The organism is Streptomyces sp. NPDC006372 (assembly GCF_040612515.1).
Classification (GTDB): Bacteria; Actinomycetota; Actinomycetes; order Streptomycetales; family Streptomycetaceae; genus Streptomyces.
The window spans coordinates 72,220-97,353 of record NZ_JBEXQJ010000020.1 but is presented as its reverse complement, the minus strand read 5'-3'; the positions used below and the strand labels follow the sequence as shown (position 1 = coordinate 97,353).

Sequence of the window (25,134 nt, the reverse complement as noted above, 5' to 3'; positions counted from 1 at the left end):
GCGGGGCCGACGTGAGGAACAGGCGATGAACGACCGAGTTACTCCTCCGATGCACGCACTGCCCGACGGCGAGGCCGAGCTGACGCTGGTGGTGCGGCTGCCCTGGGAGGACGTGGCCCGTCTCGGCCAGGAGGCCGGGCGGCTGGCCTCCCAGATGCGGCGGCCGGTGACGCTGGAGGAGGCGGTGAGTCATCGGTTGCGTTCGTCGCGGAGTGCCGCGCATGCGAAGCCGGCGGGGGAGCAGCCGCCGGCGGTGACTTCTTCCGCGTCGGTTTCGTCCTTGCCGTCCCGGCCGCCGGCGGAGCAGGCGCGGCAGGCCATTGACCGGATCAACGGGACGGCTGGGACTGCGTAGGGTTTCGCCGTAGGGGTGCGGGTGCGGGTGCGTTCCCGGCTGCGGGCTGGTTGTGGTTGCTCGCGCCCACGCGGCAAAGCCGCACATCGATACAGCCCCGCGCCCCTAGGGGGCGCGGGCCCAACTGCCCCTACAACGAACTGTGGACCTTCGCCGACGCCTTGCGGGCCGCTACCAGGACGGGGTCCCAGACGGGGGAGAAGGGTGGGGCGTAACCCAGGTCCAGGGCTGTCATCTGTTCCACCGTCATGCCTGCCGTGAGGGCGACCGCCGCGATGTCGACCCGTTTGCCCGCGCCCTCCCTGCCGACGATCTGGACGCCGAGGAGGCGGCCCGTGCGGTGCTCGGCGAGCATCTTGACCGTCATGGGGGAGGAGTTCGGGTAGTAGCCCGCGCGGCTCGTCGACTCGATGGTGACCGCCTGGAAGCGCAGGCCCACACGGTGGGCGTCCTTCTCGCGCAGTCCCGTGCGCGCGATCTCCAGGTCGCAGACCTTGCTGACCGCCGTGCCCACCACGCCCGGGAACGTGGCGTAGCCGCCGCCGGCGTTGGTGCCGATGACCTGGCCGTGCTTGTTGGCGTGCGTGCCGAGCGCGATGTGCCGTTCCTGGCCGGAGACCAGGTCCAGTACCTCGACGCAGTCGCCGCCGGCCCAGATGTTCTGGTGGCCGCGGACCCGCATCGAGCGGTCGGTGAGGAGACCGCCGTGCGTGCCCAGGGGGAGACCGGCCGCCTCGGCGAGGGTCGTCTCGGGGCGTACCCCGATGCCGAGCACGACGACGTCCGCCGGGAACTCCCGGTCCCGGGTGGCCACCGCGCGTACCCGGCCGTCGTCACCCGTGCGGACCTCCGTGACCTCGGCGTCGTCGACCATGGTGATGCCCAGGCCCTCCATCGCCTCGTGCACCAGGCGGCCCATGTCGGGGTCGAGCGTCGACATGGGCTCGCTGCCCCGGTTGACGACCGTCACCTCGTAGCCGCGGTTGATGAGCGCCTCGGCCATCTCCACACCGATGTAACCGGCCCCGACCACCACCGCGCGGCGCCCACGCGTGCGTTCCAGCGTGTCGAGCAGCGCCTGGCCGTCGTCCAGCGTCTGCACACCGTGCACCCCGGGAGCGTCCATGCCGGGCATGTCCGGGCGGATCGGCCGGGCACCGGTCGCGATCACCAGCTTGTCGTACGAGGTCCAGGACTCGGCGCCGGAGTCGAGATCACGCGCGCGGACCCGCTGTCCGTCGACGTCGAGCTCCATGACCTCGGTGCGCAGCCGCAGATCGATGTCCCGCGCGCGATGCTCCTCGGGCGTGCGGGCGACGAGCTGGTCCCGGTCCTGGACGTCGCCGCCCACCCAGTACGGGATTCCGCACGCCGAGTACGACGTGAAGTTGCCGCGTTCGAACGCCACGATCTCCAGCTCGTCGGGCTTCCTCAGACGGCGTGCCTGCGACGCCGCGGACATCCCCGCGGCGTCGCCGCCGATCACGACCAGTCGCTCCCGTGTACCCCGCGTACGGCTCATGCTCATGCGAACACGCTACGGGAGCACGGCATTTCAGTCCTGCTCGCCCGGGGTGCGCGGGCTTTCGGGTCCGGGCGCCGGCCGGGCCGTCGGCAGCGGGCCGAGCGCGCTCGTGGCGGGTGTCGGCGCGGGCCGCGGGCGGCGCGGGAGACGGGGGCGTACGACGCGCAGCCACAGCAGCGCGATCAGGGCGGCCACCGCCGCGAAGGGCAGGACCGCGCCGAGGACCACCGCGAGCCAGCGCAGCATGGTCACGAACGCGTTCCAGCCGCCCGCCAGCGCGTCCACGAACCCCGGGTCGTCGTCGTCCTTCTCGGCTTTCTTCACCGGTGTCTCGGACAGCGAGAGGGTGATGGTGGCCAGGCTCGTGCGGTCCTTCAGGGACGCCTGGCGTGCGAGCAGCGCCTCCAGGTCGGCCTGGCGGGTGCTCAGCTCGCCCTCCAGGGTCACCACGTCGGCGAGCCTCGTGGCCCGCTCCATCAGCTCGCGGACCCGGGCCACACTGGCCCGCTGCGACTTGATCCGGCTCTCCACGTCCACGACCTGGTCGGTGACGTCCTCGGCCTTCGCGTTGCGGTCGAGGAGCTTGCCCGCGCCCTCCAGCTCGGTGAGGACCTCGTCGTACTGCTCCACGGGCACCCGCAGCACGACCCGGGTCCGCTCGCGGCCCTCCTCGTCCCGGGTGGTGGTCTCGTCGCCGACGTACCCGCCCGCGTTCTCGGTGCCGGCGCGGGCCTGGTCCAGGGCCTTGGGGACATCCTTGACCTGCACGGTCAGCGAGGCCGTGCGAATGATGTGGGTGGCGGTGAGCTTCGGCGGCGCCGTCGCCCGGGCACCGCTCCCGGCGCCGCCGGGTGCGGCTTCCCGCGCGCCTGCCTTGTCGTCCGCCCGGGAGGCGGCCCCCTGGTCGGCGGCCGTGCTCCCACCGGAGTCGTCGCCCGCGGCGCTGCACCCGGTGAGCGCGAGGGCCGCGGCCAGCAGGAGCGCGGCCAGGGCCGGCGCGGGGCGGTGTACGGGTCGTCGTGTGCGCATGAGGGCATCCCCCGTGGGTCGATTCTGCTGATGCTTCTTCGACGCCTGGACCGCGCCGGACGTTTGGCCCGGGACGGTTCCGATGCGGTCACGGTCGGGACTCGTGACGGACACCGGGGCGCGGGAGCGCTGCCGGAGGGGTCCGAGAGGGCCTGTCGGACGGGTTTGAGAAGCTGGAGGCATGCGCGAAGTTCAGGCACGTGCGGGCACGGAGCAGGTCGTCGTCATCGGGGCGGGCATCGCGGGTCTGGCCGCCGCACACCGGCTGTTGGAGCGCGGGGTGCGGGTGACCGTGCTGGAGGCCGCGGACCGGGTCGGCGGCAAGCTGCTGCCCGGGGAGATCGCCGGTGCGCGGGTGGACCTCGGCGCCGAGTCGCTGCTGGCCCGCCGGCCCGAGGCGGTGACACTCGCGCGGGAGGTGGGACTCGCCGACAGCCTGCAGCCCCCGGCCAGCGCCACGGCCTCGATCTGGACCCGGGGCGCACTGCGCCCGATGCCCAAGGGCCATGTGATGGGCGTGCCCGGCACCGCCGCCGCCCTGTCCGGCGTGCTGTCCGACGAGGGTCTCGCCCGCATCGAGCGGGACGCCGAGCTGCCCCGCACGGAGATCGGCGACGACGTGGCCGTCGGTGAGTTCGTCGCGGCGCGTCTCGGCCGGGAGGTCGTCGACCGCCTGGTGGAACCCCTGCTGGGCGGCGTGTACGCCGGCGACGCCTACCGCATCTCGATGCGCTCGGCCGTCCCGCAGCTCTTCGAGGCCGCCCGGACCCACACCTCACTGACGGCAGGGGTCCGCGAGATCCAGGAGAAGGCGGCGGCCGCCCAGCAGACCGGCCCGGTGTTCATGGGCCTCCGGGGCGGCGTGGGCACCCTGCCCCTCGCGGTCGCGGAATCGGTCCGGGCCCGCGGAGGCGAGATCCTGACCGGGAAGCCGGTGACGGAGCTGCGGCGCACCCCGGCGGACGGCGGGTGGCGTGTCGTCTCCGGTGTGCACGTGTGGCACGCGAACGCGGTGATCGTCGCCGTCCCCGCCCCGGCCGCCGCCGGCCTGCTGCGCACCGACAGCCCCGGGGCCGCCGCCGAGCTCGGCGGCGTCGAGTACGCGTCGATGGCCCTGGTCACGCTCGCCTACCCCCGCGCCGGGACGGACCTGCCCGAGGGCAGCGGCTTCCTCGTGCCGCCGGTGGACGGGCGCACGATCAAGGCCGCCACCTTCGCCTCCGGCAAGTGGGGCTGGATCGCCGAGGAGAACCCCGACCTCGTCGTCCTGCGCACCTCCGTCGGCAGGTACGGCGAGACCGAGATCCTGCGGCGCGACGACGCCGAGCTCGTGGACGTCTCCCGGCGCGATCTGAAGGCGGCGACCGGCCTGGACGCCACCCCCGTCGCCACCCGCGTCACCCGCTGGGAGGACGGCCTGCCCCAGTACCCGGTCGGCCACCACGCGCGCGTGGCCCGCGTCCGCGAGCACGTCGCCCGGCTCCCGGGGCTCGCCCTCTGCGGCGCCCCGTACGACGGCGTCGGCGTCCCGGCGTGCATCGCGAGCGCGTACGCGGCCGTGGACCAGATCCACGGTGACCTGCGGGGTGTGCAGGAGCTCACCGACCACCCGGTGCAGAGCCTGCACGGCGGAGCGGGAGAATGAGGAGCATGAGTGACGACGCCTCCACCACGGCCTCCAGCACCGCGCCCGACCGCATCCCGAACAAGGGCAAGCTGGCCAAGGACCTCAACGAGGTCATCCGCTACACGCTCTGGTCCGTCTTCAAGCTGAAGGACGTGCTCCCCGAGGACCGCGCCGGGTACGCCGACGAGGTCCAGGAGCTGTTCGACCAGCTCGCCGCCAAGGACGTCACGATCCGCGGCACCTACGACGTCTCGGGCCTGCGCGCCGACGCCGACCTCATGATCTGGTGGCACGCCGAGACCAGCGACCAGCTCCAGGAGGCGTACAACCTCTTCCGCCGCACGAAGCTGGGCCGTGCGCTCACGCCCGTCTGGTCGAACATGGCGCTGCACCGCCCCGCCGAGTTCAACCGCGCGCACATCCCGGCGTTCCTCGCCGACGAGACGCCCCGCGACTACGTGAGCGTCTACCCCTTCGTGCGCTCCTACGACTGGTACCTGCTGCCCGACGAGGACCGCCGCCGCATGCTCGCCGACCACGGCAAGATGGCCCGTGGCTACCCGGACGTGCGGGCCAACACCGTCGCCTCGTTCTCCCTCGGCGACTACGAGTGGATCCTCGCCTTCGAGGCCGACGAGCTGTACCGCATCGTCGACCTCATGCGCCATCTGCGCGCCTCGGAGGCCCGTCGGCACGTCCGCGAAGAGGTGCCGTTCTTCACGGGCCGCCGCAAGGACATCGCCGAGCTGGTCGCGGGCCTGGCCTGATCAGCGACGCGGCCGCCCGGCCCCGGCCTCGCCGGGGGCCGGGCGACGCGGCTCCGCCTCCGTGTGCGGCTCCGGTTCCGGACGCGGGGCGCAGCCGGTACGCCTTCCCGGCAGCCGCCCGGTCAGCAGATACGCCTCCAGGTGGCCGTTGACGCAGGCGTTCGGGCCGCCCGCCAGGCCGTGCGAGCCGGCGTCCCGCTCGGTCACCAGGACCGAGCCCGCGAGGCGGCGGTGCAGTGCGAGGGCCCCGTCGTACGGCGTGGCGGCGTCCCGTTCGGCGGCCAGGATCAGTGTCGGGGGCAGGGCGCCCGGCCGGGCGCCCACGTCGATGGGCCGCTGCCGCGGTGCCCGCCAGTAGGCGCAGGGCAGGTTCGTCCACACGTTGTCCCAGGTCTCGAACGGCGCCGTCCGCGCCAGCCGGGTGTTGTCCCGGTCCCACACCTCCCAGTCCGTGGGCCAGGGCGCGTCGTTGCACTCGACGGCCAGGTAGACCGCGCGGGAGTTCTCCGCCTCGGCGGCGGCCTCCGGATGCTGTGCCGCCTGCTCGACCAGCGGCCGGGGATCGCCCTCGAGGTACGCCGACAGCGCCTGCGCGCGGTGCGGCCACTGGTCGTCGTAGTACCCGGCCTGCAAGAAGGCCGCCTGCAGCTGCCCCGGCCCGGCCTTCCCGCCCGCCGGCCGGGCCGCCAGCCGAGCGCTCGCCCGCTCGTAGCCGCGCTGCACCTCCCGCGCGGTCCGGCCCAGCCCGTACACGTCGTGGTGCCGGGCGATCCACTCCCGGATGTCCTGCCAGCGGCGCTCGAACGCCGCCGACTGGGCGAGGTTGTTGCGGTACCAGACGCGCCCCGGGGCGGGGTGGACCACCGAGTCGAACACCATCCGCCGTACGTGCCCGGGAAAGAGCGTCGCGTACAGGGCCCCGAAGTACGTGCCGTACGAGGTGCCCAGGAAGGTCAGCCGGTCCTCGCCGAGCGCGGCGCGCAGCACGTCGAGGTCGCGGGCGTTGTTCAGCGAGTGGTAGTGCCGCAGCGCGCCGCCGGCCCGCTCGGCGCAGCCGCGCGCGTACGCCTTCGCCTCGGCGACGCGTGCCTTCTTGAACGACTCCGAGGGGTGCGCGGGCGACTGCGTGGGCCCCTTGAGGAACCGCTTCGGGTTCTGGCAGGACAGCGGCGCGGAACGGCCGACCCCGCGCGGGGCGTAGCCGACCAGGTCGTACGCGGCCGCGATCCGCTTCCACTCGGGGAGCCTCCCGACCAGCGGGAAGTACAGGCCGGAGGCGCCCGGCCCGCCCGGGTTGTGGACCAGGGCACCCTGGCGGCGGACCTCGTGCTTGCTGTTGCCCGGGTCCTTGTGCGTGGCCCGGGCCCGGCTGACGGCGAGTTCGATCTGCCGGCCGTCCGGCCGGGCGTAGTCCAGCGGGACGGTGACCGTTCCGCACTGCATGCCGCCCGGCGGGTCCTGCTCGCCGGGACAGGGGCCGAAGTCGACGCCGGCCGCCCTCGCCCGCGCCGCGGCCACGGCGGTGCCGCGCAGCTCGGCCGCCTCTCGCTCCCCGGTGACCGGCGTCCCGGCGACCGGCGTCGTGGTGAGGGCGGTCAGCAGCAAGGACCCCGCGGCCGAATAGAGGAGGGCGGCTCTCATCACGTGTCCCTTCGCTGCACCGTGGCGACAAAAGGGATGTTTGGTCCGGCGGTTGGGCAAGGCAAGCACCGTCGCCCGGTGTCGGCCCCAATGCCCCCTGTGCGCCCCCCGGGGATCCGTCAGTCGTGTCCCTCGCGGTGCGCGAAGGCGGCGCGCAGGTCCGGTTCGCCGATCGCGCCGACGCCGCGCACGGCCACGGACGTGAGGAACGTACGGTCGTCGGCGGTGCCGTCGGCGTTCCGGGTGAGCGCGCCGAGCAGCCGCTGACCGGCCGGGGAGGCCCAGCGGGAGTAGGGGTGGATCTCGACCCGGGCGATGGCGAGGCAGCTCAGCGTCAGGGCCAGCGGCAGCGCGAACCACAGGGCGACCAACTGCCGCGGCATGTCGGGCGGGGCGGGCGTCAGCAGCGCGGCGACGCCCAGGCCGAACACGGCGACGGCTGCCACGCGTACCTGACGGACGGCCACGGCGACCGTGGTGCGGGTGCTGTCGGGCACCGCGAGCCCCGCGCGCACCAGCCCGTCGGCGATGCCCCGCACCGCCTCCGCCGTGGCGGCGGTGGCCCGAACCGGGGCGATCCGGCACTGCCCCTCGGGGCCGATGGCTCCTATGACCGACCGCTCCATCTCGTCCCGCCCGAGCGGATCGACGACCGTCGCCCAGCCGGTGTGGGCCAGGAGCAGACGACGCTGGCGTGCCATGGCCACGAGGGTCACGTCCGCGACCCGTCGAGGGCCGCCGGAGAGGAACGCGGCCTCGTACAGGGTCAGTTCACGCACCCGGCCGGTGTCCGCGTCGACGGCGGCGGCGCGTACGGCGGCCAGGCACAGACGTGTGCACGCCGTGCCCGCCACGGCCCAGGCCGCCAGCAGGAAAAGGACCCAGAGCATATGTTGTTTGTATGTGACACGGGTGCGAGAACACCATGCCTCGTTCACGATCCGGACGGAGTGTTGCCGGTATGTGACGTTCCGCTTCACTGTCCGGGCGGCGGCCGGTAGGCGGGCGGCGGGAGCGGGTAGGCCGAACTCGTCCGGGGCAGGGGCGCTGCTCCGGCCGGTCAGGTCGCGGGCCACGGCGTCGTAGTCGACGTAGCCCGTGGCCTCCAGGGCCTTGATGTGGTCCACGACGGCCGAGTTGGCGTCGTCGGCGAGTGCGCGCACCAGGGAGCTGCGGGTGCCCGCGCGGACCTGGGCGACGACCGGGAAGACCCTGCCCTGTGCCATGCGCAGGAGGTTGGCGAACCGCCGGTCGGGTCGCGGCGCGCCAGGTGTCAGCCGCGCCACACTCGCGCGCGGACGGGCGAGGCCGGCGACTAGCCCACCCGGGTCCTCTGGGCCGCCCGGACACCCTCGCGGCGGTGTGCCCCGTGGCCGCCGACCGCCCGATGGGCCATGTTGCTGACCGTCGAGCCGATCGGCACCGGCCGGATGCGAAGGAGGGCCCGCGGTGGGCGAGCTGTACATCGACGGCGAGTGGACCGAGGCGGCGGCCGGTGGCCGGCGGGAGGTGGTCAACCCCTACGACGCCTCCGTCGTCACCACCGTCGACGAGGCCGACGCCACCGACGTGGACCGCGCCGTACGCGCCGCCCGGCGCGCCTTCGAGCAGGAGGACTGGGCGAACGCCGGCTCCCGCCGCCGCGCCGACCTGCTGCTGCGCGTCCACGACCTGCTGCTGCGCGACCAGGAGGACATCGCCCGCACCGAGACGCTCGACACCGGCAAGACCCTGGCCGAGGCCCGCATCGACGTGGAGGACGTGGCGAACGCCTTCCGCTACTTCGCCGAACTCGCGGGCAAGGACGGCGGCCGGGTCGTGGACGTCGGCCCGGACGTCCTGAGCCGTGTCGTCTACCAGCCGGTCGGCGTCTGCGCGCTCATCGCCCCCTGGAACTACCCCCTGCTCCAGGCCTCCTGGAAGGTCGCCCCGGCCCTGGCCGCCGGCAACACCTTCGTTCTCAAACCGAGCGAGACCACACCGCTCACCACCATCGCCATGATCCGGCTCATCGAGGAGGCCGGCGCGCCGCCCGGGGTCGCCAACCTGGTCCTGGGCTCCGGGGCGACCGTCGGGGCCGCCCTGACCAGCCACCCCGAGGTCGACCTGGTGTCCTTCACCGGCGGCCTGAACACCGGACGGTCCATCATGGCCAGCGCCGCCGAGGGGCCGCGGAACATCGCCCTGGAGCTGGGTGGCAAGAACCCCAACATCGTCTTCGCGGACGCCGACTTCGACGCCGCCGTGGACTACGCGCTGGACGCCGCCTTCCTGCACTCCGGGCAGGTCTGCTCGGCCGGTTCGCGGCTGCTGGTCCAGGACTCGCTGCACGACCGGTTCGTCGAGGCGTACGCCCGACGCGCCGAGGCGATCCGGCTCGGCAACGGCATGGAGGAGGGCACCGAGAGCGGACCGCTCAGCTCCGCCGAACACCGCGAGAAGGTCGAGCGCTACATCGCCATCGGCAAGGAGGAGGGCGCCCGCCTCGTCACCGGCGGCACCCGCCCCGACGACCCCGCCCTGAGCCGCGGCTTCTTCCTGCTGCCGACGATCTTCGCCGACTGCGACCGGTCCATGCGGATCGTCCAGGAGGAGGTCTTCGGCCCGGTGGTCACCGTCGAGCGCTTCCACACCGAGGACGAGGCGGTGCGCCTGGCCAACGACACCCGCTACGGCCTGGCCGGCGGCGTGTGGACCTCCGACGCGAGCCGCGCCCAGCGCGTCGCCCAGCGGCTGCGGCACGGCACCGTGTGGATCAACGACTTCCACCCCTATGTGCCGCAGGCCGAGTGGGGCGGCTTCGGCCGCTCCGGCGTCGGGCGCGAGCTGGGACCCACCGGGCTGCGGGAGTACCAGGAGGCCAAACACATCTACCAGAACCTGGCCCCCGCCCCCTCGGGCTGGTTCAAGGGCTGACGGGCCGGCCTTCCGGCAGCGCACCGCCCGCCCGTGGCGCACCGAACGACAAAGAAAGCAGGGCACCGCATGGCCCCCACCCCCGCGCACGGCGCCGAGTCCGCCTACGACTACGTCATCGTCGGCGGCGGCACCGCCGGCTGCGTGCTCGCCGCCCGGCTGAGCGAGGACCCCGACTGCCGCGTCTGCGTCATCGAGGGCGGCCCCAGTGACGTCGGCGACGAGCGCATCCTGCGCCTGCGCAACTGGATCAACCTGCTCGGCTCCGAGTTCGACTACGGCTACACCACCGTCGAGCAGCCGCGCGGCAACTCGCACATCCTGCACTCGCGGGCGCGCGTGCTCGGTGGCTGCTCCTCGCACAACACACTGATCAGCTTCCTGCCGCTGCCGCAGGACCTCGACGACTGGGTGGACCGGGGCTGCTCCGGCTGGGACCCGGCGACGATCCTCCCCTACCGCGACCGGCTGCTCACCGAGATCGTCCCGGTGGCCGAGGCCGACCGCAACCCCATCGCCAAGGACTTCGTCACCGCCGCCTCCCGCGCCCTCGGGGTCCCCGTCGTCGACGACTTCAACGCCGAGCCCTTCGCCGACGGCACCGGCTTCTTCTCGCTGGCCTACCAGCCGGAGGGCAACCTGCGCTCCTCCGCGTCCGTCGCGTACCTGCACCCGGTGCTGGGCCGGCCCAACCTCACGCTCCTGCTGGAGACCTGGGCGCACCGGCTGCTCACCGACGACTCGGGACGGCTGACCCGCGTCGCCGTCCGGGGCGCCGACGGCGAGTCCACGACCGTGCGCGCCGAACGCGAACTCCTGCTCTGCGCCGGCGCCGTCGACACCCCGCGCCTGCTCATGCTCTCCGGCATCGGCCCGGCCGGCGACCTGCGCGCCCTCGGCATCGACGTACGGGCCGACCTGCCCGGCGTGGGCGAGAACCTGCTGGACCACCCCGAGTCCGTGATCGTCTGGGAGACCGACGGACCGCTGCCGCCCAACTCCGCGATGGACTCCGACGCCGGCCTGTTCCTCCGCCGCGACAAGGGGCAGCCCCGCCCGGACCTGATGTTCCACTTCTACCAGGTGCCGTTCACCGTCAACACCGAACGCCTCGGCTACCCGGTGCCCGCGCACGGGGTGTGCATGACCCCGAACGTGCCGCGCGCCCGCTCCACCGGCCGCACGTGGCTGCGCAGCGCCGACCCCGCCGAACACCCCGCCCTGGACTTCCGGTACTTCACCGACCCGGAGGGCCACGACGAGCGCACCATCGTGGACGGCTTGAGGACCGCCCGCGAGGTGGCCGCCACCGCCCCGCTGCGCGACTGGCTCGTCCGCGAGGTCGCCCCCGGTCCCGACGTCGTCTCCGACGCCGGCCTGTCGGAGTACGGGCGCCGCGCCGCGCACACCGTCTACCACCCGGCGGGCACCTGCCGCATGGGCGCCCCGGACGACCCGTTGGCCGTGCTCGACCCCGAGTTGCGGCTGCGCGGCTTCGAGGGCGTGCGGATCGTCGACGCGTCGGTGTTCCCGACCTTGCCCACCATCAACCCGATGGTGACCGTGCTGCTCGCCGCCGAGCGCGCCGCCGACCTGATCACCGGCCGTCCCGGCCCCGCCGGACGGGAGGCCGGGCAGTGACGGGTCCGCAGCCTCCCGCATCGGCGTCCGGCGTCCCCGGAGGGGAGCCCGGTTCGGAGTTCCGCAAGGACATGGGGCCCTGGGCCAACTTCGCCCTCGGCTTCACCTACCTCTCCCCGGTGGTCAGCACCTACACCCTCTTCGGCACCGCTCTCGCCGAGGGCGGGCCGCCGATGATCTGGGCGTTCGTGCTGGCCGGGTGCGGCCAGTTCCTCGTGGCGCTGGTCTTCGGCGAGGTCGTGGCGCAGTACCCCATCGCCGGCGGTGTCTACCCGTGGGCGCGGCGGCTGTGGGGCAAACGCTGGGCGTGGATGACCGGCTGGATCTACATGTGGGCGCTGCTGGTGACCATCACCGCCGTCGCCTACGGCGCCGGCCCCTACATCGCCATCCTCTTCGGCTTCGACCCCACCGTGCACACCACCGTGCTGTGCACCGCGGTGCTCATCGCCGTCGCCGTCCTCATCAACTACCTGGGCACCAAGGCGTTGTCGGCGGCGGCGGTCATCGGTTTCTCCGGCGAGCTCATCGGCGCCCTCGTCGTCGGCATCTACCTGCTCTCCACCCACCGCCACCACAACATCGGCGTCATCTTCGACACCTACGGAACTCAGGGCAACGGCTCCTACCTGCCGGTGTTCCTCGGGGCCGCCATCATCGGCTTCTACCAGTACTACGGCTTCGAGGCCTGCGGCGACACCGCCGAGGAGGTCGCCCACCCGGGCCGCGTCATCCCCCGCGCGATGCGCCGCACCATCTACATCGGCGGCGCCGCGGCCACGTTCACGTGCATGTCGCTGCTGCTGTCGGTCACGGACTACAACGCGGTCATCTCCGGCGAGGACGCCGACCCGGTGGTGAACGTGCTGTACGACGCCATGGGCGCGGCCGGGGCGCGTGCGGTGATGGCCGTGGTGCTGATCTCCTTCCTGTCCTGCACGATCAGCCTCCAGGCCGCCGCCGGGCGGCTCATCTACTCCTACGCCCGCGACGAGATGATCGTCGGGCACCAGCTGCTGCGGCGGTTCGCCCACGCTCGGGCGGTGCCCGGCTACGCGCTGCTGGTGGCCGCGGTGGTGCCGATGCTCATCGCGTTCGCCTCGCTGGCCTCCGAGGACGCCCTCACCAACATCGTCTCGTTCGCGATCCTCGGGATCTACGCCTCGTTCCAGATGGTGGTCCTGGCGGCGCTGCGCGCCCGGCTCAAGGGCTGGCATCCTGCGGGGGAGTTCACCCTGGGCCGCTGGGGACTTCTGGTGAACGCCGGGGCGCTGGCCTACGGCATCTTCGCCATCGTCAACATCTGCTGGGCCCGTACCCCCGAGAAGCCCTGGTGGGAGAACTGGATCGTCCTGCTGAGCGGTGCCGTGGTCCTGGGGGCCGGGCTGCTCTACATGTTCACCACGCACCACTACGGCCGCGGTGACGCCCCGGCGGGCGACGCGGTGCCGGAGAAACCGGGGGCGGCCGCTTCGGGGGCTCGCCCCGAGCACGACTGAGGCGAGCCGGACTCCGTTGCTGCTGCCGGTGCCGTGTGCACGGTCGGCCTCCGGAACGAGCCCGGCGGCGGCTGTCCTCAGCGGCGCAGCAGCACCCTGCGCGTGGCGCGGGCCAGTCGGTGGGCCGGGCGGCGGGACCGCGGTGCGGGCCCCGACCGCTCCAGCCACCACTCCCGCAGCTCCCGCCGTGCCGCGGTGTCCTCGGGCCGTCCCTCGGACAGCAGGTGCTCGGCGAAGGTGAGGGCGTCGCGTCGGTAGCCGTCGGTCATCGGCCGGGTCTGGGCGTAGGCCAGGAAGGCCGTGCGGTACTCCGCCCCGAGGATCACCGGCAGTTCGGGCGCGACCTTGGCCACGACATCGGCCCGCTTGGCCGCGAGCGCCCGCGCCTGAACACCGACCCGGGCCCGGTCGAACCCCTCGGGCACGGGCGTCCCGGCGACCAGCGCGGACAGCAGTGCGGCCTGCGCGAGGCCGAGCCGCTGCCGAGCGGCTCCACCGTCACCGGGCCGGGGAAGGCCGCAGGCGCCCCGTGTCGCCCCGACCTCCCCGCCCGGCCGCCCGGCGCCGTCCCGAGCGAACACCCCGCCCGCGACGCCTCGGGTCCCTTCGAGCCCACCGCCCCCGCCTGCGGCCGGCTCCTCGCGCTGAGTGGCGCTGATCCCGGTGCGGGGCTCTGCCCCCCGCACGGCCACCGCGCCGCACGCCGAGCGGAGTTCCGTCTTCACGCGCTCCACGGCCCCCGCGTCCAGCGCCCGCCGTATCGAGGCCAGTTCCCCCTCCAGTTCCGCCGGCTCGGGAAAGTTCTCATCGCGTTCCAGCAGCACCCCCGGCGGGGACACCCGGGAGGCGAGGTCCGTCAGGATGTCGAGGACCGGGCGCGGGACCGGGTGGGCATGGCTGTCGTGCCAGACGCCGTCGCGTTCGAAGCCGCCCGCGACATGGACGTAGGCGATGGCCTCCAGGGGCAGCTCGGCCAGGGCCTTGGCCGGGTCCTCGCCGCGGTTGACGTGGTTGGTGTGCAGGTTGGCCACGTCGATGAGGAGCCGGACGCCCGTGCGGTCGGCCAGCTCGTAAAGGAACTGGCCCTCCGTCATCTCCTCGCCCGGCCAGGAGATCAGCGCGGCGATGTTCTCCACGGCCAGCGGCACCGGCAGCGCCTCCTGCGCGATGCGCACGTTCTCGCACAGCACGTCGAGCGCGTCCCGGGTCCGGGGAACCGGCAGCAGATGGCCCGCCTCCAGACGCGGGGACGCCGTCAGCGTGCCGCCCGCCCGTACGAACGCGATGTGCTCGGTGACCAGCGGCGACCCCAGCGCCTCCACCCGCTCGGCCAGCGCCACCAGCCGGCTGTCGGCGGGCCGGTCCGCACCCCCGAGACCGAGCGAGACGCCGTGCGGCACCACGGTGACGCCGCGCTCGCGCAGCCGCAGCAGCGACTCGGGCAGGTGCCCGGGGCAGACGTTCTCGGCCACGGTCTCGACCCAGTCGATCCCCGGCATGCGCTCCACGGCGTCCGCGATCTCCGGTCGCCAGCCGATGCCCGTCCCCAGTCGCTCCATCGTCCCCCTCCTCCGCACGGCCCGATCCTCGAACGTGAGGGGGGTATGGCCCAGCCGCCCGCCCCCGAACCCCGCTCCGCCCTCCTTCAGAGCAATATTTGAGGTTCGGCGGCCCTCTTCGCCCCACCGACGGAGGCGCAAGGGTCGCGCCACTCCCCGATACGCCGTAGACCGGAACTGTGCCCGAAGGCAGCGAGCAGCCGCAGCGTCCCGCGCGCGAGCGGCGACCGGAGTTCGGGGCGGTCAGTGTCCGCCGGCTGCGGATCGGCGCCGGAACCCTGCTCGTGGCCGGCGGCACCGCCTACTTCCTGCTGCCGCTCGAAGGGCTCGGCGCCGACCGCCCCTGGCTGGGCTGGCCGCTGTTCGTGCTGTGTCTGACGCTCGTCGCCGCGCTGCTGCTGCGCCACGTGCGCGACGTCGTGCTGGAGAAGCCGGAGACCCGGTCGGGCATCATGATCTCGCTGCTGATGTGTCTCGCCGTCCTGGTCTTCTCGTCCGGCTACTACGCCCTCGCCCAGCAGCCGGGCCAGTTCGTCGGCCTGCGTACCCGGGTGGACGCCCTCTACTTCACCGTCGTCACGCTCGCGACCGTCGGCTACGGCGACATCACCCCGAGCGGGCAGGAGGCCCGCATGGTGACCGTCCTGCAGATCCTGTACACGTTCGTCTTCCTCACGGCGGCGGCCACCGCGCTCACCCGCAGGCTGCACAGGGTGGTCGCCGAACGCGACCGGCGTCCGCCGCCGGACTGACCCGGGTGCGTCTACACCGTGGAGGAGGAGCGGTAGTTGAACACCGACCACAGGACGAACAGGCCGGTCACGATCATGATGATCGACCAGAACGGCTGGTACGGCAGCCAGATGAAGTTCGCGATCAGTGCCAGCCCGACCACGACCGCGCCCGTGATCCGTGCCCAGGGGGCGCCGGTGAACAGACCGAACCCGGCCGCCGCCACGAGCACGCCGACGATCAGGTGGATCCAGCCCCACGCGGTCAGGTCGAACGTGAAGACGTAGTCGCCGAAGCTCGTGTACACCTCGTCGTTCGCGATCGCCGCGATGCCCTGGAACACCCCGAAGAGGCCGTAGACGATCATCAGGGTCCCGCCGAGGGCGAGACCCGCGGCCGCCCGGGGATCGCCGGAACCGCCGGGCGGCCGGTCGGGGGTGGGCGGAGCGGGGGGAGGGGGCGCGGCGCTGGTCATGGCTGCCTCCACAGTCGGGTGGTCCGTAACCCCACTGGAGCACCGGTCCGCCACGGGCGCGCCCGCGGCTGCGCCGAACGAGTGGCCGCAGGGGCCTACCGACCCCGGCGCAGCACCGGGTGGTCCGCCACGACGGTGCACGAGCCGGGCGCGATCTCCGTGAACCCCGCGTCGCGGACCAGGGGCAGTCCACTGCCCGTCAGTTCGGTCCAGCGGGCCGGGTCGGCCGTCCGTACGGCGAGCGGGAAGCCCGCGTCCTGCCAGGCGGCCCGCTCCTCGCCGGACAGCTCCCACCAGGCCAGCTGTGCGGCGTGCCCGGCCTGGGCCATCGCCTTGCCGGCCGACATGCCGAGCTCGGGGTTCAGCCACAGCACGGGGGCGGTCGCCTCCGCGTCCACCGGCGGTTCCGGGTCGTCCAGGTCGGTGCCGGAGACCTGGAGCCGGGCCAGGTCCTTGGGCCAGCCGTCCAGCGGGACCGGCGGGAAGACCCGCACCTCGGCCGACTTGCCGGTGACCGTGATGCCGGGCAGCGCCTCGGCCCGCCGCCACTCGGCGCCGCGAGCCCGCCGCACCACCTTGCGGATCCGCGCGTCCTGCCAGTCCCGCATCGCCTCCGCCCACACGCCCTCCCCGGCCGACCGCTCGTCGCCGAGGATCGTCAGCACGGCCCGCGCGGCCGTCTCCAGCGCGTCCGTACGCGCCGGCGGGTCCGCCCGCTCGATCCGCACGACCAGCGGCAGCACGAACTGCGGTGCCGTGTCGCGCGCCGAGGGCTCGGAACGGAAGGGGCTGTCACTCACGGGCGTCGGGTCTTCGCTCACGAATCCCAGTGTGCCAGCCGGAAGATCGTGCAGGATGGGCCCATGCGACCCGACCTGTGCCTCGAGAACGCGGGCCGCCGCTACGGCCTGCGCGGGCCCTGGGTGTTGCGCGGCGTCGACCTGACGGTGGCACCGGGCCGGCTCGTCCGGGTGGAGGGCGCCAACGGGACCGGTAAGTCCACCCTCCTGCGGCTGCTCGCCGGCATCGACGCCCCCAGCGAGGGCCGTGTCACCGGCCGCCCGCGCACCGCGTACGTCCCGGAGCGGTTCCCGCCGGCCCTGCCCTTCACCGCCGCCGGTTACCTCACCCACCTCGGCAGGGTGCACGGCCTGACCCGCCCGGCCGCCGCCCGTGCCGCAGGCGAGTGGCTGGAGCGCCTCGGCGCCTCCGCCTACGCGGGCACCCCCATGGCGCGACTGTCGAAGGGCAGCAGCCAGAAGGTCGCGGTCGCGCAGGCCCTGCTGGGCGAGCCGGAGTTGCTGGTGCTGGACGAGGCGTGGACGGGCCTCGACACAGCGGCGCGCGCCGAGTTGGAGCGGGCCGTGGCGGAGCGCACGGCGGCCGGCGGCTCCGTGGTGTTCGTCGACCACGACCCGCGCCGCCTCGCCGGCCTGCCCGACGCGACCTACGCCGTGCGCGACGGGAGCCTGGTGGAGCGGGCGTCGCCCGAGCCCGGCCCGTCCGGTCCACAGGTCACCGTCGACGTCCAGGGCCCGCCGGACGGTCGGCTGCCCGCGGACGCGCACGCGTCGGTCACCTCGGCCGAGGAGACCTCTCCCGGCCGCTACCGCCTCACCGTCCCCGCCCCGCACTCCGACGTCCTGCTCCGCACCCTCCTGACGGCCCACCCGCCCTGGCACGTGGTGAGCGTCCGGCGGGAAGACACGCCCGGGAGCCGCCGGTGACCGCCCTGTTGCGCTACCACGCCGCCCTGCTGCTGCGCTCCCAGCGCTGGCTGCCGCCGTTCCTGCTGTACGCCGCGTTCCTCGCGATCAGCATCCAGGCAGGTCAGCCGGTGCTCGACTCGCTCGGCTACTGCGCCGCCGCGCTGCTGCCCGTCGCCGCCTGGCTGGCGCGGATCTGCGTCACGGGTGAGCCGGACGCCGCGCGCGGCTGCGTGGCCGCGGCCGTCGGGCCCGCGCGCGCCCATGTGGCCTGTCTGCTGGTGGCGCGGGCGGGCACGGCGGCGCTCGGCGCGGTCACGACCCTGCTCGTGACGCTGCTCAGCGACCCGGTCGCCTCCGACCACCGCACCCGGGTGCCGCTCGCCGCCGCCGGCGGGGCCGGGCTGCTCGCCGCCCTGGCCTGCGCCCTGCTCGGCACGGCCGTCGGCGCGCTCACCAGCCGGCCCCTGCTGCGCTCACCGGGCCGTGCCGTCCTGGCCCTGCTGCTGACCGCCCTGCTGTCCCTGGTGGTCACCGGCTCCCCGGCACAGGCGGCGGTGCAGGGCCTGGTGACCGGCTCACGGTCGGGCACCGTCCCGCTCCCGCTGCTGCCCCTCGGCGCGGCAGCCCTGTTCACGGCCGCCGCACTCGCCCTGGCCGGTGCGCTGGCCGCCCGCAGATCACCCTGAGCAGGCCGTGCGCTGAGCCTCCTGCCACTCACAGGCCGGGCAGAGGGTGATGCCCTTGTACGACTCCGGGTACTCCGTCGGCTCCCGGCACAGCACGCTCCCCCACTCTCGGCTCCGCTCGAGCGGGGGGACCCCCATGGCATACGGCGGTCCGTCCGCCAGGGGCGGCCTGGCCGCGTCGATCAGGCAGTAGTCGTCCTCGCTCATACGTCCAGCGTAGGTCCGTCAGGACCGGCCGCTCAGGGACCCGATCAGCTCGGACACCTTCACGAACCGGAAGCCGTCGCGCCGCAGCTCGGGGACGATCGCGCGCACCGCCCGCTCGGTCGCCGGAGCGGCGCTGCGCGTGCAGTGCAGCACCACCACCGACCCCGGCCGCACTCCGTCGAGCACCTGCCGAACGACCGCGTCCGCGTCGGTCTCGAACGCGTCGCCGCCCACCACGTCCCACTGCACCGCGGTCACGCCGGTCGGGGACAGCGCCCTGAGCGCCCGCCGGTCGTAACAGCCGCCGGGGAAGCGGAAGTAGGGCATCGGATCCGGTACGCCCACCTTCCGGAGGGCTGCGTACGCCCGTTCCACGTCCGATCGCATCCGCTCCCGGGGGACGGCCGGCAGGCCGTAGCAGTGCCGCGTGTAGGCGTAGTGGCTGTAGGAGTGGTTGGCGACCTCGAAGAGCGGGTCCCGGCCGATGGAGCGGGCCTGGTCCGGGTACTCCTCCGCCCACCGCCCGGTCATGAACACCGTGGCGGGCACCTTCAGCGTGCGCAGCGTCGAGATCAGCCGCGGATGGTCGAACCGCTCACCGGCCGCCGCCCGCGCCCCCTGCCCGGCGGTCATGTCGGCGTCGAAGGTGAGCGCGACGGTCCGGCCGCCGGTGCGGGAACCGTGTGCGAAGACGGGGGTCAGGCCGGCGGGCCCGGGCGCGAGGGTCGGGGGCCTCGACGGAGGTGCGGACGTCGGCGCGGACGCGGCCCGCGGGGGCCCGGCGGTCCCGCAGGCCGCGAGGGCGGCGCCGAGGGCGCACACCGCGGTGGCACGGCGGAGAAGGGTGATCACCGTATGAAGATATGAGCGGGATCATGCCCTTATGCGTGCCACGTGCCGGTGTCACCCGGCCGTCAGATGTCCCGCTGCTCCAGTGGCTTGGTCGCCGGCCCCTGGATCACCTTGCCGTCCGTGTCGAAGCGGGAACCGTGGCAGGGGCACTCCCAGGCGCGTTCGGCGCCGTTGAAGGAGACCAGGCAGCCCAGATGGGTGCACCGGGCGGAGACGGCGTGCAGAGTTCCGTCGTCGTCCCGGTAGACCGCGAGGCGGTGCCCGTCGGCACGGACCACGGCGCCCTCGCCGGGCGGCAGGGACTCCACCGGCGGCGACGGCCGCAGCCGGTCGCCCACGAAGTGGCCGGCGACCTTGGCCTGCGTCTTGAGGAACGACGGCGCCTCACGCACGGCGGGACGCACCCGGCGCGGGTCGTACAGCCCGCTCCACGCGCACTCCTCGCCCGTGATCTGCGCGGTGAGCAGACGACCCGCCATGATGCCGCCGGTCATGCCCCAGCCGGCGAAACCGGTGGCCACGTAGGCGTGCCGGGCGCCCGGGTGCAACGGGCCGACCATCGGCACGGTGTCCGTCGGGTCGTTGTCCTGCGTGGCCCAGCGGTGGGTGACCTCCAGGTCCGGGAAGTGGTCGAGGGCCCAGGCGGTGAGGCGTTCGAAACTGACTCGCGGGTCGCCGGTGCCGGGCGTGAAGTGCTCGCCGGTGACCACGAGCAGCCGCCGGTCGCCCTCATGGGGTGCGGTGCGCACCGAGCGGGTGCCTTCGTCGGGCGTGATGAACATGCCGTCCGGGTCCTGCTCCGCCGGGATCGTCCCGGCGACCACCAGCTCACGGCGCGGGGACAGCCGGGCGAACAGCATGGCCCGGTCGAAGATCGGGTAGTGCGTCGCGACGACGACGTCACGGGCCCGGACCGTCGCCCCGGTCGTGGTCGACAGCCGGCACGGCTCACCCTCGTCCATGCCGAGGACGGTGGTGTCCTCGTAGATCTGTCCGCCGTGGTCCACCAGGTCGGCGGCGAGGGCCAGCAGGTACTTGCGGGGGTGGAACTGCGCCTGCCCGGTGACCCGGACCGCGCCCGCCACCGGGAAGGGCAGCCCGGTCTCCGTCACGAACGAGGCCGGCAGCCCGGCTTCGGCGGCCGCCCGTGCCTCGGCGCGCAATTCCTCCACCCGGCCCGCGTCACAGGCGTACGTGTAGGCGCTCCGGGTCTCCCACTCGCAGTCGATGCCCAGCTCATCGACGATCGCCGCCGCGTGGTCGAGCGCCTCGGACTGGGAGCGCGCGTACAACCGGGCGCCCTCGGGGCCGCGGGTGCGCCGCAGCTTGTCGTAGACGAGCGAGTGCAGGGCGGTGACCTTGGCGGTGGTGTGCCCGGTGACTCCGGCCGCGACCCGCCCGGCCTCCAGCACCGCCACGCTCCGTCCGGCCCGGGCCAGTTCCCACGCCGTGCTCAGTCCGGCGATCCCGGCTCCGATCACCGCCACGTCGACGTCCAGGTCCTCCGTCAGGGCCGGGTGGTGGCCGTCCGGTGCCGTGTCGAGCCAGTACGAGCTGCTGACCTGCTGCTTCTCGCTCATGGGCCACCGGGTACCCCTGCCCGTCCGCTTCAGTGTCCGCCGTTCGGCTTTACAGAAGGGGCCGGCAGGGCTAACGTACAACCAAATGGTTGTAGATGAGCTGAGCGACGAGACGGTGGACCGGCTGTTCCACGCCCTGGCCGACACCACGCGCCGGGACATACTGCGCCGCTGTGTGCGCGGGGAGCTGTCGGTGTCACGGCTGGCGGAGGCCTACCCGATGAGCTTCGCCGCGGTGCAGAAGCACGTCGCGGTGCTGGAACGGGCCGGTCTCGTCGCCAAGCAGCGCAGCGGACGGGAGCAGCTCGTGCGCACCGATCCCGACGCGGTGGGCCGCGCACGCCAGGCCCTCGACGAGCTCGAGTCGGCATGGCGCGGGCGCGTGGACCGGATGGCCCGGCTGCTCGCGGAGGACCCGCAAACCGAAGAGACCGAGAACGACACCACGGAAGGACCCGAGCGATGAGCGTCACCAGTGTCGACAAGGACCTCGACAACCTCACCCTCACCCTGATCGCCGACTTCACCGCCCCCGTCGAGCGGGTGTGGCGGCTGTGGTCCGACCCCCGGCAGCTGGAGCGCTGGTGGGGCCCGCCGAGCTACCCGGCGACCGTGGAGGAGCACGATCTGACCCCCGGCGGCGAGGTCACCTACTTCATGACCGGACCGGAGGGCGACCGGCACCGCGGCTGGTGGCGGATCTCCTCGGTCACCCCGCCGACGTCCCTGGAGTTCACCGACGGCTTCGCCGACGACGAGGGCAAACCCAAGGACGACATGCCGACCATGTCCGTGCGGGTACGCCTCACCGACCGCGACGGCGGCACCCGCATGGAGATGCGCTCCCTCTTCGACTCGCGTGAGCAGATGGAGCAGCTGGCCGCCATGGGCATGGAGGAGGGCCTCAAGCAGGCCGTCGGCCAGATCGACGACCTGCTCGCCGCCTGACCGGCGGTCCTGGTCCGGCCCGGCCCGGCCGCCTCAGGGCTGCCGCAGCAGCCGCTCGCGGCACTCGGCCACGTCGAAGTCCGCCTCCGGATACCGCGGGTCCAGTTCCCGCAAGTGCTCCAGGAGCAGGGTGCTGACCGCCCAGTTGCGGTACCACTTGTGGTCGGCCGGAACCAGGTACCAGGGCGCGTACGAGGTCCCGCAGCGCTCCAGGGCCGTCTCGTAGGCCTTGCGGTACGCGGGCCACAGCGTCCGGTCGTCGATGTCGGACGCGGCGAACTTCCAGCGCTTCTCGGGTTTGTCGAGGCGCCGGAGCAGCCGGCGCCGCTGCTCGTCGTAGGAGATGTGCAGGAAGCACTTGACGACGGTGACCCCGTCGTCGGTGAGGGACCGCTCGAAGGCGTTGATCCGTTCGTAGCGGCTGTCGATCACGGCGCGCGGCGCGAGGTCGCGGACGCGGGCGATCAGGACGTCCTCGTAGTGCGAGCGGTCGAAGATGCCCAGTTCGCCGGGGAGCGGGAGCGCCCTCTCCACCCGCCACAGGAAGGGGTGGGCGCGTTCCTCGGAGGTGGGGGCCTTGAACGCCGTGATCCGGCAGCCGGACGGATTGAGCAGGCCGATGACGTGCTTGACCGTACCGCCCTTGCCACTGGTGTCCATGCCTTGCAGGACCAGCAGCACCCGGCGCCGGTCGCCCGCGGTGCTCGCCGCCCACAACCGCTCCTGCAGGTCGGCGAGGTGCTCGCCGACCCGGGCGGTGGCGGCCTTGCCCGCCGTCTTGGTGCCCGGGCCGCCGGGGGTGGCACCGGAGTCGTGGCGGGACAGGTCGACCGGCTCGCCGGCGGGCAGCCGCAGTCGCTCGCGCAGCGAGGGTGTGCGTTCACCCCCGTGCTTCCTGTCCTTCCCGTCCTTCTTCGCCACGGGCCCCCTTCCGGTCCTCGTGCCTCGATCGTCCGCCGGGGCGCCGGGTTCCGCACCCGCCGCCCCGGACGGAAGCGGGCCGCGGGCTACCGGCGCCAGGGGCCCGTCACCGCGAACGTGGTGCCGGGGTTGTAGCAGTTGACGTACATCGTGTCGCCGTCCGGGGAGAAGGTCACCCCGGCGAACTCGCCCCATTCGGGCTGCTCCGGGGAGCCGATGTTCTGACGCCCCCGGGCCATCGCGTACACCTCGCCGCGCCGGGTCACCCCGAAGACGTGCTGGGCGCCCTCGCCGTCCTCGCAGACCATCAGGCCGCCGCTGGGCGCCAGGCAGATGTTGTCCGGCGACTCGCCCGGAAGCTGGAGGTCGGTGTCCGGGCCGAACACGATCACCAGGGTCAGCGTGCGGCGGTCCGGGTCGTAGCGCCAGACCTGCCCGTAGTGGTCGGCCGCCGAACCGGCCGACCGGTGCGCGAAGGACGACACGAAGTACACCGACCGGCCACCCCAGTAGCAGCCCTCCAGCTTCTGCGCGTGTGTGATGCCCCCGCGGCCGAAGTCCTGGAACCGGATGGGCGTCTGCGTGGCCAGCGGGTCCGGAACATCCACCCACTCGATGCGGTCGAACTCGGCGCCGATGTCCTGGATCGTCGACAGGTCCGGCACCCCCGGCACCCGCATGGCCTGGAGCCGGCCGCCCGCGCGCAGCGAACCCCTGCCGCCCAGCGGCCTCTCCGGCAGGAAGCGGTAGAAGAGACCGAACGGCTTCTCGAAGGCGTCCTCCGTCTCGTACACCACCCCCCGCCGGGGGTCGACGGCGATCGCCTCGTGCTGGAAGCGGCCCATCGCGGTCAGCGGGACGGCTCCGGTGCGGTGCGGGTCGACCGGGTCGACCTCGAAGATGAAGCCGTGGTCCTTGGTGTAGCCGTTGGTGCCGGCCTTGTCCTCGGTCTCCTCGCAGGTCAGCCAGGTGCCCCAGGGGGTGGGCCCGCCCGCGCAGTTCACGGCCGTGCCGGCGATCGCGACGCGTTCGGACAGCACGCGGTTGTGGGAGTCCAGCGTCAGCGCCGTACAGCCGCCCTTGCCGGCCGGGTCATAGGTGAGGCCCTCGACCGTCGGGACCGGGATCTTGCCGTCGGCGCGGTTCTCGTGGTTGCGGACCAGGTGGACACGGCCGTCCCGGCCGCCGAAGGCCGACATGCCGTCGTGGTTGGAGGGCACCTTGCCCTCACCCGACCGGAGCTCGTCGCCCTGCCGGGAGAGGACCCGGTAGCGGAAGCCCTTCGGCAGATCGAGCAGGCCCTTCGGGTCGGGGACGAGCGGGCCGTAGCCGTCGTGGCCGAGGGGCTGCGCGGCGGCCGTGCCGGCGAAGAGTTCTGACAGGGCGCCGGAGAACGCGATCCCGACGCCCACGGCGCCCGTCCCGGCGAGCACCTGACGTCGTGTGGCGATACGACCGGTTTTGGTCATGGGGAAACCTTCCTGCTGGCGGACAGGAACAGTGATCCCGCTGTGTCTATCACCTGGTGCGGGTCCCGGGAACCACGCGCGTAGCGCGCGTCACTGCTCGACCGCGCGCCGCAGCTCCTCCATGGCCCGCTCCGTCTTGTCGACCGGGGCGTCCGTCGTGTCGGCCGTGGTGTCCTCCGCCGGCGGCTGCCGGTCCTCCTCGCGGCCTCGTTCCAGGAACCGCAGGAGCTCCACCGGGATGGGCAGCACCAGCGTGGAGTTCTTCTCCGCCGCCACGGCCATCACGGTCTGCAGCAGCCGGAGCTGGAGCGCCGAAGGTGTGTCCGCCATCTGGTGGGCGGCCTGGGCCAGTTTCTTCGAGGCCTGGTACTCGGCGTCGGCGTTGATCAGACGGGCCCGCCGCTCGCGATCGGCCTCGGCCTGACGGGCCATCGAACGCTTCATCGTGTCGGGCAGGGACACGTCCTTGATCTCGACGCGGTCGATGGTCACGCCCCACTCCACGGCCGGGCTGTCGATCATCAGCTCCAGGCCCTGATTGAGCTTCTCCCGGTTGGACAGGAGGTCGTCCAGCTCGCTCTTTCCGATGATCGAACGCAGCGAGGTCTGCGCCATCTGGGAGACGGCGAAGCGGTAGTCCTCGACGTTGATCACCGCGGCGCCGGGGTCCACGACCTTGAAGTACACGACCGCGTCCACCCGCACGGTCACGTTGTCGCGGGTGATGCCCTCCTGGGCGGGCACCGGCATCGTGACGATCTGCATGTTGACCTTGCGCAACCGGTCGACCCCGGGGACGATCATGGTGAATCCGGGTCGGCGGGCGTCACCGCGCAGCCGGCCGAGCCGGAAGACGACCCCGCGCTCGTACTGCTTGACGACTCGTGCCGCCGCGCCCAGATAGACCAGGCCTGCGGCTCCGGCGGCCAGTACCGCCGCGACCACCTCTTCGAGCATGACGACCTCCCCGTTCAGAGGTCCCGTTTCGTCTGTTCC

24 protein-coding genes are annotated in these 25,134 nt (G+C 73.3%); 11 read left to right on the top strand and 13 right to left on the bottom strand.

Annotated features, from left to right (window positions below):
• The first annotated feature begins 25 nt into the window (after positions 1-25).
• A complete protein-coding gene (locus ABZ016_RS26430; protein WP_356919178.1) occupies positions 26-355 on the top strand; it encodes a hypothetical protein in 330 nt (109 codons plus the stop codon).
• A 130-nt stretch (positions 356-485) separates the two neighbouring features.
• Here ABZ016_RS26430 and ABZ016_RS26425 read toward each other — a convergent pair whose 3' ends face one another.
• Positions 486-1,883 (bottom strand): FAD-dependent oxidoreductase, encoded by a 1,398-nt coding sequence (locus ABZ016_RS26425; protein ID WP_356919177.1) that lies wholly within the window; start codon positions 1,881-1,883, stop codon positions 486-488.
• 27 nt (positions 1,884-1,910) lie between these two features.
• The gene (locus tag ABZ016_RS26420) at positions 1,911-2,909 is read right to left on the bottom strand and encodes a DUF4349 domain-containing protein (protein WP_356919176.1); all 999 of its coding nucleotides are present in this window, start codon (positions 2,907-2,909) and stop codon (positions 1,911-1,913) included.
• Between the two features lie 181 nt (positions 2,910-3,090).
• On the opposite strand from ABZ016_RS26420, the gene hemG reads away from it, so the two are divergent.
• Together hemG and hemQ are read left to right on the top strand one after the other, a co-directional pair.
• The gene (gene hemG, locus ABZ016_RS26415; protein ID WP_356919175.1) at positions 3,091-4,554 is read left to right on the top strand and encodes a protoporphyrinogen oxidase; all 1,464 of its coding nucleotides are present in this window, start codon (positions 3,091-3,093) and stop codon (positions 4,552-4,554) included.
• 5 nt (positions 4,555-4,559) lie between these two features.
• A complete protein-coding gene (hemQ, locus tag ABZ016_RS26410) occupies positions 4,560-5,303 on the top strand; it encodes a hydrogen peroxide-dependent heme synthase (protein ID WP_356919174.1) in 744 nt (247 codons plus the stop codon).
• On the opposite strand, the gene ABZ016_RS26405 is transcribed toward hemQ, so the two are convergent.
• A complete protein-coding gene (locus ABZ016_RS26405) occupies positions 5,304-6,944 on the bottom strand; it encodes an alpha/beta hydrolase (protein WP_356919173.1) in 1,641 nt (546 codons plus the stop codon).
• A gap of 119 nt (positions 6,945-7,063) precedes the next feature.
• Positions 7,064-7,834, bottom strand: a complete 771-nt coding sequence (locus ABZ016_RS26400) for a TIGR04222 domain-containing membrane protein (protein WP_356919227.1) — start codon at positions 7,832-7,834, stop codon at positions 7,064-7,066.
• A 559-nt stretch (positions 7,835-8,393) separates the two neighbouring features.
• Between ABZ016_RS26400 and ABZ016_RS26395 the strand changes: the two genes are divergently transcribed.
• From ABZ016_RS26395 to ABZ016_RS26385, 3 genes are all read left to right on the top strand, one after another.
• Positions 8,394-9,860, top strand: a complete 1,467-nt coding sequence (locus ABZ016_RS26395; protein ID WP_356919172.1) for an aldehyde dehydrogenase family protein — start codon at positions 8,394-8,396, stop codon at positions 9,858-9,860.
• Positions 9,861-9,929: 69 nt separating this feature from the next.
• Complete coding sequence (locus tag ABZ016_RS26390; protein WP_356919171.1) at positions 9,930-11,501, top strand: GMC oxidoreductase; 1,572 nt, start codon at positions 9,930-9,932, stop codon at positions 11,499-11,501.
• The gene (locus tag ABZ016_RS26385; RefSeq protein ID WP_356919170.1) at positions 11,498-13,000 is read left to right on the top strand and encodes an APC family permease; all 1,503 of its coding nucleotides are present in this window, start codon (positions 11,498-11,500) and stop codon (positions 12,998-13,000) included. Before ABZ016_RS26390 ends, ABZ016_RS26385 begins: the two co-directional genes overlap by 4 nt.
• Positions 13,001-13,077: 77 nt before the next feature.
• Here the strand turns inward: ABZ016_RS26385 and ABZ016_RS26380 are convergent, their stop codons facing one another.
• On the bottom strand, positions 13,078-14,559 hold the full coding sequence (locus ABZ016_RS26380; protein ID WP_356919169.1) for a DUF692 domain-containing protein: 1,482 nt from the start codon (positions 14,557-14,559) through the stop codon (positions 13,078-13,080).
• A gap of 257 nt (positions 14,560-14,816) precedes the next feature.
• On the opposite strand from ABZ016_RS26380, the gene ABZ016_RS26375 reads away from it, so the two are divergent.
• Positions 14,817-15,311: a potassium channel family protein gene (locus ABZ016_RS26375; protein ID WP_356919226.1), complete on the top strand. Its 495-nt coding sequence runs from the start codon at positions 14,817-14,819 to the stop codon at positions 15,309-15,311.
• An 11-nt stretch (positions 15,312-15,322) separates the two neighbouring features.
• Here the strand turns inward: ABZ016_RS26375 and ABZ016_RS26370 are convergent, their stop codons facing one another.
• Together ABZ016_RS26370 and ABZ016_RS26365 are read right to left on the bottom strand one after the other, a co-directional pair.
• Positions 15,323-15,766 carry a hypothetical protein gene (locus ABZ016_RS26370; protein ID WP_356919168.1) on the bottom strand — a complete coding sequence of 148 codons (444 nt, stop codon included), beginning with the start codon at positions 15,764-15,766 and terminating at the stop codon, positions 15,323-15,325.
• Between the two features lie 95 nt (positions 15,767-15,861).
• On the bottom strand, positions 15,862-16,587 hold the full coding sequence (locus tag ABZ016_RS26365; protein ID WP_356919167.1) for an aminoacyl-tRNA hydrolase: 726 nt from the start codon (positions 16,585-16,587) through the stop codon (positions 15,862-15,864).
• Positions 16,588-16,629: 42 nt separating this feature from the next.
• On the opposite strand from ABZ016_RS26365, the gene ABZ016_RS26360 reads away from it, so the two are divergent.
• Both ABZ016_RS26360 and ABZ016_RS26355 read left to right on the top strand, forming a co-directional pair.
• Positions 16,630-17,493, top strand: a complete 864-nt coding sequence (locus ABZ016_RS26360; protein WP_356919166.1) for an ABC transporter ATP-binding protein — start codon at positions 16,630-16,632, stop codon at positions 17,491-17,493.
• Positions 17,490-18,161, top strand: coding sequence for an ABC transporter (locus ABZ016_RS26355; RefSeq protein WP_356919165.1), 672 nt, complete (start codon positions 17,490-17,492; stop codon positions 18,159-18,161). The genes ABZ016_RS26360 and ABZ016_RS26355 overlap by 4 nt, the downstream gene beginning before the upstream one ends.
• On the opposite strand, the gene ABZ016_RS26350 is transcribed toward ABZ016_RS26355, so the two are convergent.
• The 3 genes from ABZ016_RS26350 to ABZ016_RS26340 form a co-directional block, all read right to left on the bottom strand.
• Positions 18,153-18,368 (bottom strand): hypothetical protein, encoded by a 216-nt coding sequence (locus ABZ016_RS26350; protein WP_356919164.1) that lies wholly within the window; start codon positions 18,366-18,368, stop codon positions 18,153-18,155. The two genes, ABZ016_RS26355 and ABZ016_RS26350, sit on opposite strands and share 9 nt — an antisense overlap.
• A gap of 18 nt (positions 18,369-18,386) precedes the next feature.
• Entirely contained in the window at positions 18,387-19,220 is an 834-nt protein-coding gene (locus tag ABZ016_RS26345; RefSeq protein WP_356919163.1) for a polysaccharide deacetylase family protein, read from the bottom strand.
• Between the two features lie 62 nt (positions 19,221-19,282).
• Positions 19,283-20,800 (bottom strand): FAD-dependent oxidoreductase, encoded by a 1,518-nt coding sequence (locus ABZ016_RS26340; protein WP_356919162.1) that lies wholly within the window; start codon positions 20,798-20,800, stop codon positions 19,283-19,285.
• 85 nt (positions 20,801-20,885) lie between these two features.
• Between ABZ016_RS26340 and ABZ016_RS26335 the strand changes: the two genes are divergently transcribed.
• Both ABZ016_RS26335 and ABZ016_RS26330 read left to right on the top strand, forming a co-directional pair.
• Positions 20,886-21,266: a metalloregulator ArsR/SmtB family transcription factor gene (locus ABZ016_RS26335; RefSeq protein ID WP_356919161.1), complete on the top strand. Its 381-nt coding sequence runs from the start codon at positions 20,886-20,888 to the stop codon at positions 21,264-21,266.
• Positions 21,263-21,748 carry an SRPBCC domain-containing protein gene (locus ABZ016_RS26330; RefSeq protein ID WP_356919160.1) on the top strand — a complete coding sequence of 162 codons (486 nt, stop codon included), beginning with the start codon at positions 21,263-21,265 and terminating at the stop codon, positions 21,746-21,748. Before ABZ016_RS26335 ends, ABZ016_RS26330 begins: the two co-directional genes overlap by 4 nt.
• A gap of 33 nt (positions 21,749-21,781) precedes the next feature.
• On the opposite strand, the gene ABZ016_RS26325 is transcribed toward ABZ016_RS26330, so the two are convergent.
• From ABZ016_RS26325 to ABZ016_RS26315, 3 genes are all read right to left on the bottom strand, one after another.
• On the bottom strand, positions 21,782-22,669 hold the full coding sequence (locus tag ABZ016_RS26325; RefSeq protein WP_356919159.1) for a PPK2 family polyphosphate kinase: 888 nt from the start codon (positions 22,667-22,669) through the stop codon (positions 21,782-21,784).
• 86 nt (positions 22,670-22,755) lie between these two features.
• A complete protein-coding gene (locus tag ABZ016_RS26320) occupies positions 22,756-24,138 on the bottom strand; it encodes a PhoX family protein (protein ID WP_356919158.1) in 1,383 nt (460 codons plus the stop codon).
• Positions 24,139-24,228: 90 nt separating this feature from the next.
• Entirely contained in the window at positions 24,229-25,095 is an 867-nt protein-coding gene (locus tag ABZ016_RS26315) for a slipin family protein (RefSeq protein WP_356919157.1), read from the bottom strand.
• Positions 25,096-25,134: the final 39 nt, after the last annotated feature.

Excerpts from the sequence above, each read along its gene's own strand:
- ABZ016_RS26430 (WP_356919178.1), top strand. The coding sequence starts at position 26 with ATGAACGACCGAGTTACTCCTCCGATGCACGCACTGCCCGACGGCGAG.
- ABZ016_RS26425 (WP_356919177.1), bottom strand. The coding sequence starts at position 1,883 with ATGAGCATGAGCCGTACGCGGGGTACACGGGAGCGACTGGTCGTGATC.
- ABZ016_RS26420 (WP_356919176.1), bottom strand. The coding sequence starts at position 2,909 with ATGCGCACACGACGACCCGTACACCGCCCCGCGCCGGCCCTGGCCGCG.
- hemG (WP_356919175.1), top strand. The coding sequence starts at position 3,091 with ATGCGCGAAGTTCAGGCACGTGCGGGCACGGAGCAGGTCGTCGTCATC.
- hemQ (WP_356919174.1), top strand. The coding sequence starts at position 4,560 with ATGAGTGACGACGCCTCCACCACGGCCTCCAGCACCGCGCCCGACCGC.
- ABZ016_RS26405 (WP_356919173.1), bottom strand. The coding sequence starts at position 6,944 with ATGAGAGCCGCCCTCCTCTATTCGGCCGCGGGGTCCTTGCTGCTGACC.
- ABZ016_RS26400 (WP_356919227.1), bottom strand. The coding sequence starts at position 7,834 with ATGCTCTGGGTCCTTTTCCTGCTGGCGGCCTGGGCCGTGGCGGGCACG.
- ABZ016_RS26390 (WP_356919171.1), top strand. The coding sequence starts at position 9,930 with ATGGCCCCCACCCCCGCGCACGGCGCCGAGTCCGCCTACGACTACGTC.
- ABZ016_RS26380 (WP_356919169.1), bottom strand. The coding sequence starts at position 14,559 with ATGGAGCGACTGGGGACGGGCATCGGCTGGCGACCGGAGATCGCGGAC.
- ABZ016_RS26370 (WP_356919168.1), bottom strand. The coding sequence starts at position 15,766 with ATGACCAGCGCCGCGCCCCCTCCCCCCGCTCCGCCCACCCCCGACCGG.
- ABZ016_RS26360 (WP_356919166.1), top strand. The coding sequence starts at position 16,630 with ATGCGACCCGACCTGTGCCTCGAGAACGCGGGCCGCCGCTACGGCCTG.
- ABZ016_RS26350 (WP_356919164.1), bottom strand. The coding sequence starts at position 18,368 with ATGAGCGAGGACGACTACTGCCTGATCGACGCGGCCAGGCCGCCCCTG.
- ABZ016_RS26340 (WP_356919162.1), bottom strand. The coding sequence starts at position 20,800 with ATGAGCGAGAAGCAGCAGGTCAGCAGCTCGTACTGGCTCGACACGGCA.
- ABZ016_RS26335 (WP_356919161.1), top strand. The coding sequence starts at position 20,886 with ATGGTTGTAGATGAGCTGAGCGACGAGACGGTGGACCGGCTGTTCCAC.
- ABZ016_RS26330 (WP_356919160.1), top strand. The coding sequence starts at position 21,263 with ATGAGCGTCACCAGTGTCGACAAGGACCTCGACAACCTCACCCTCACC.
- ABZ016_RS26320 (WP_356919158.1), bottom strand. The coding sequence starts at position 24,138 with ATGACCAAAACCGGTCGTATCGCCACACGACGTCAGGTGCTCGCCGGG.
- ABZ016_RS26315 (WP_356919157.1), bottom strand. The coding sequence starts at position 25,095 with ATGCTCGAAGAGGTGGTCGCGGCGGTACTGGCCGCCGGAGCCGCAGGC.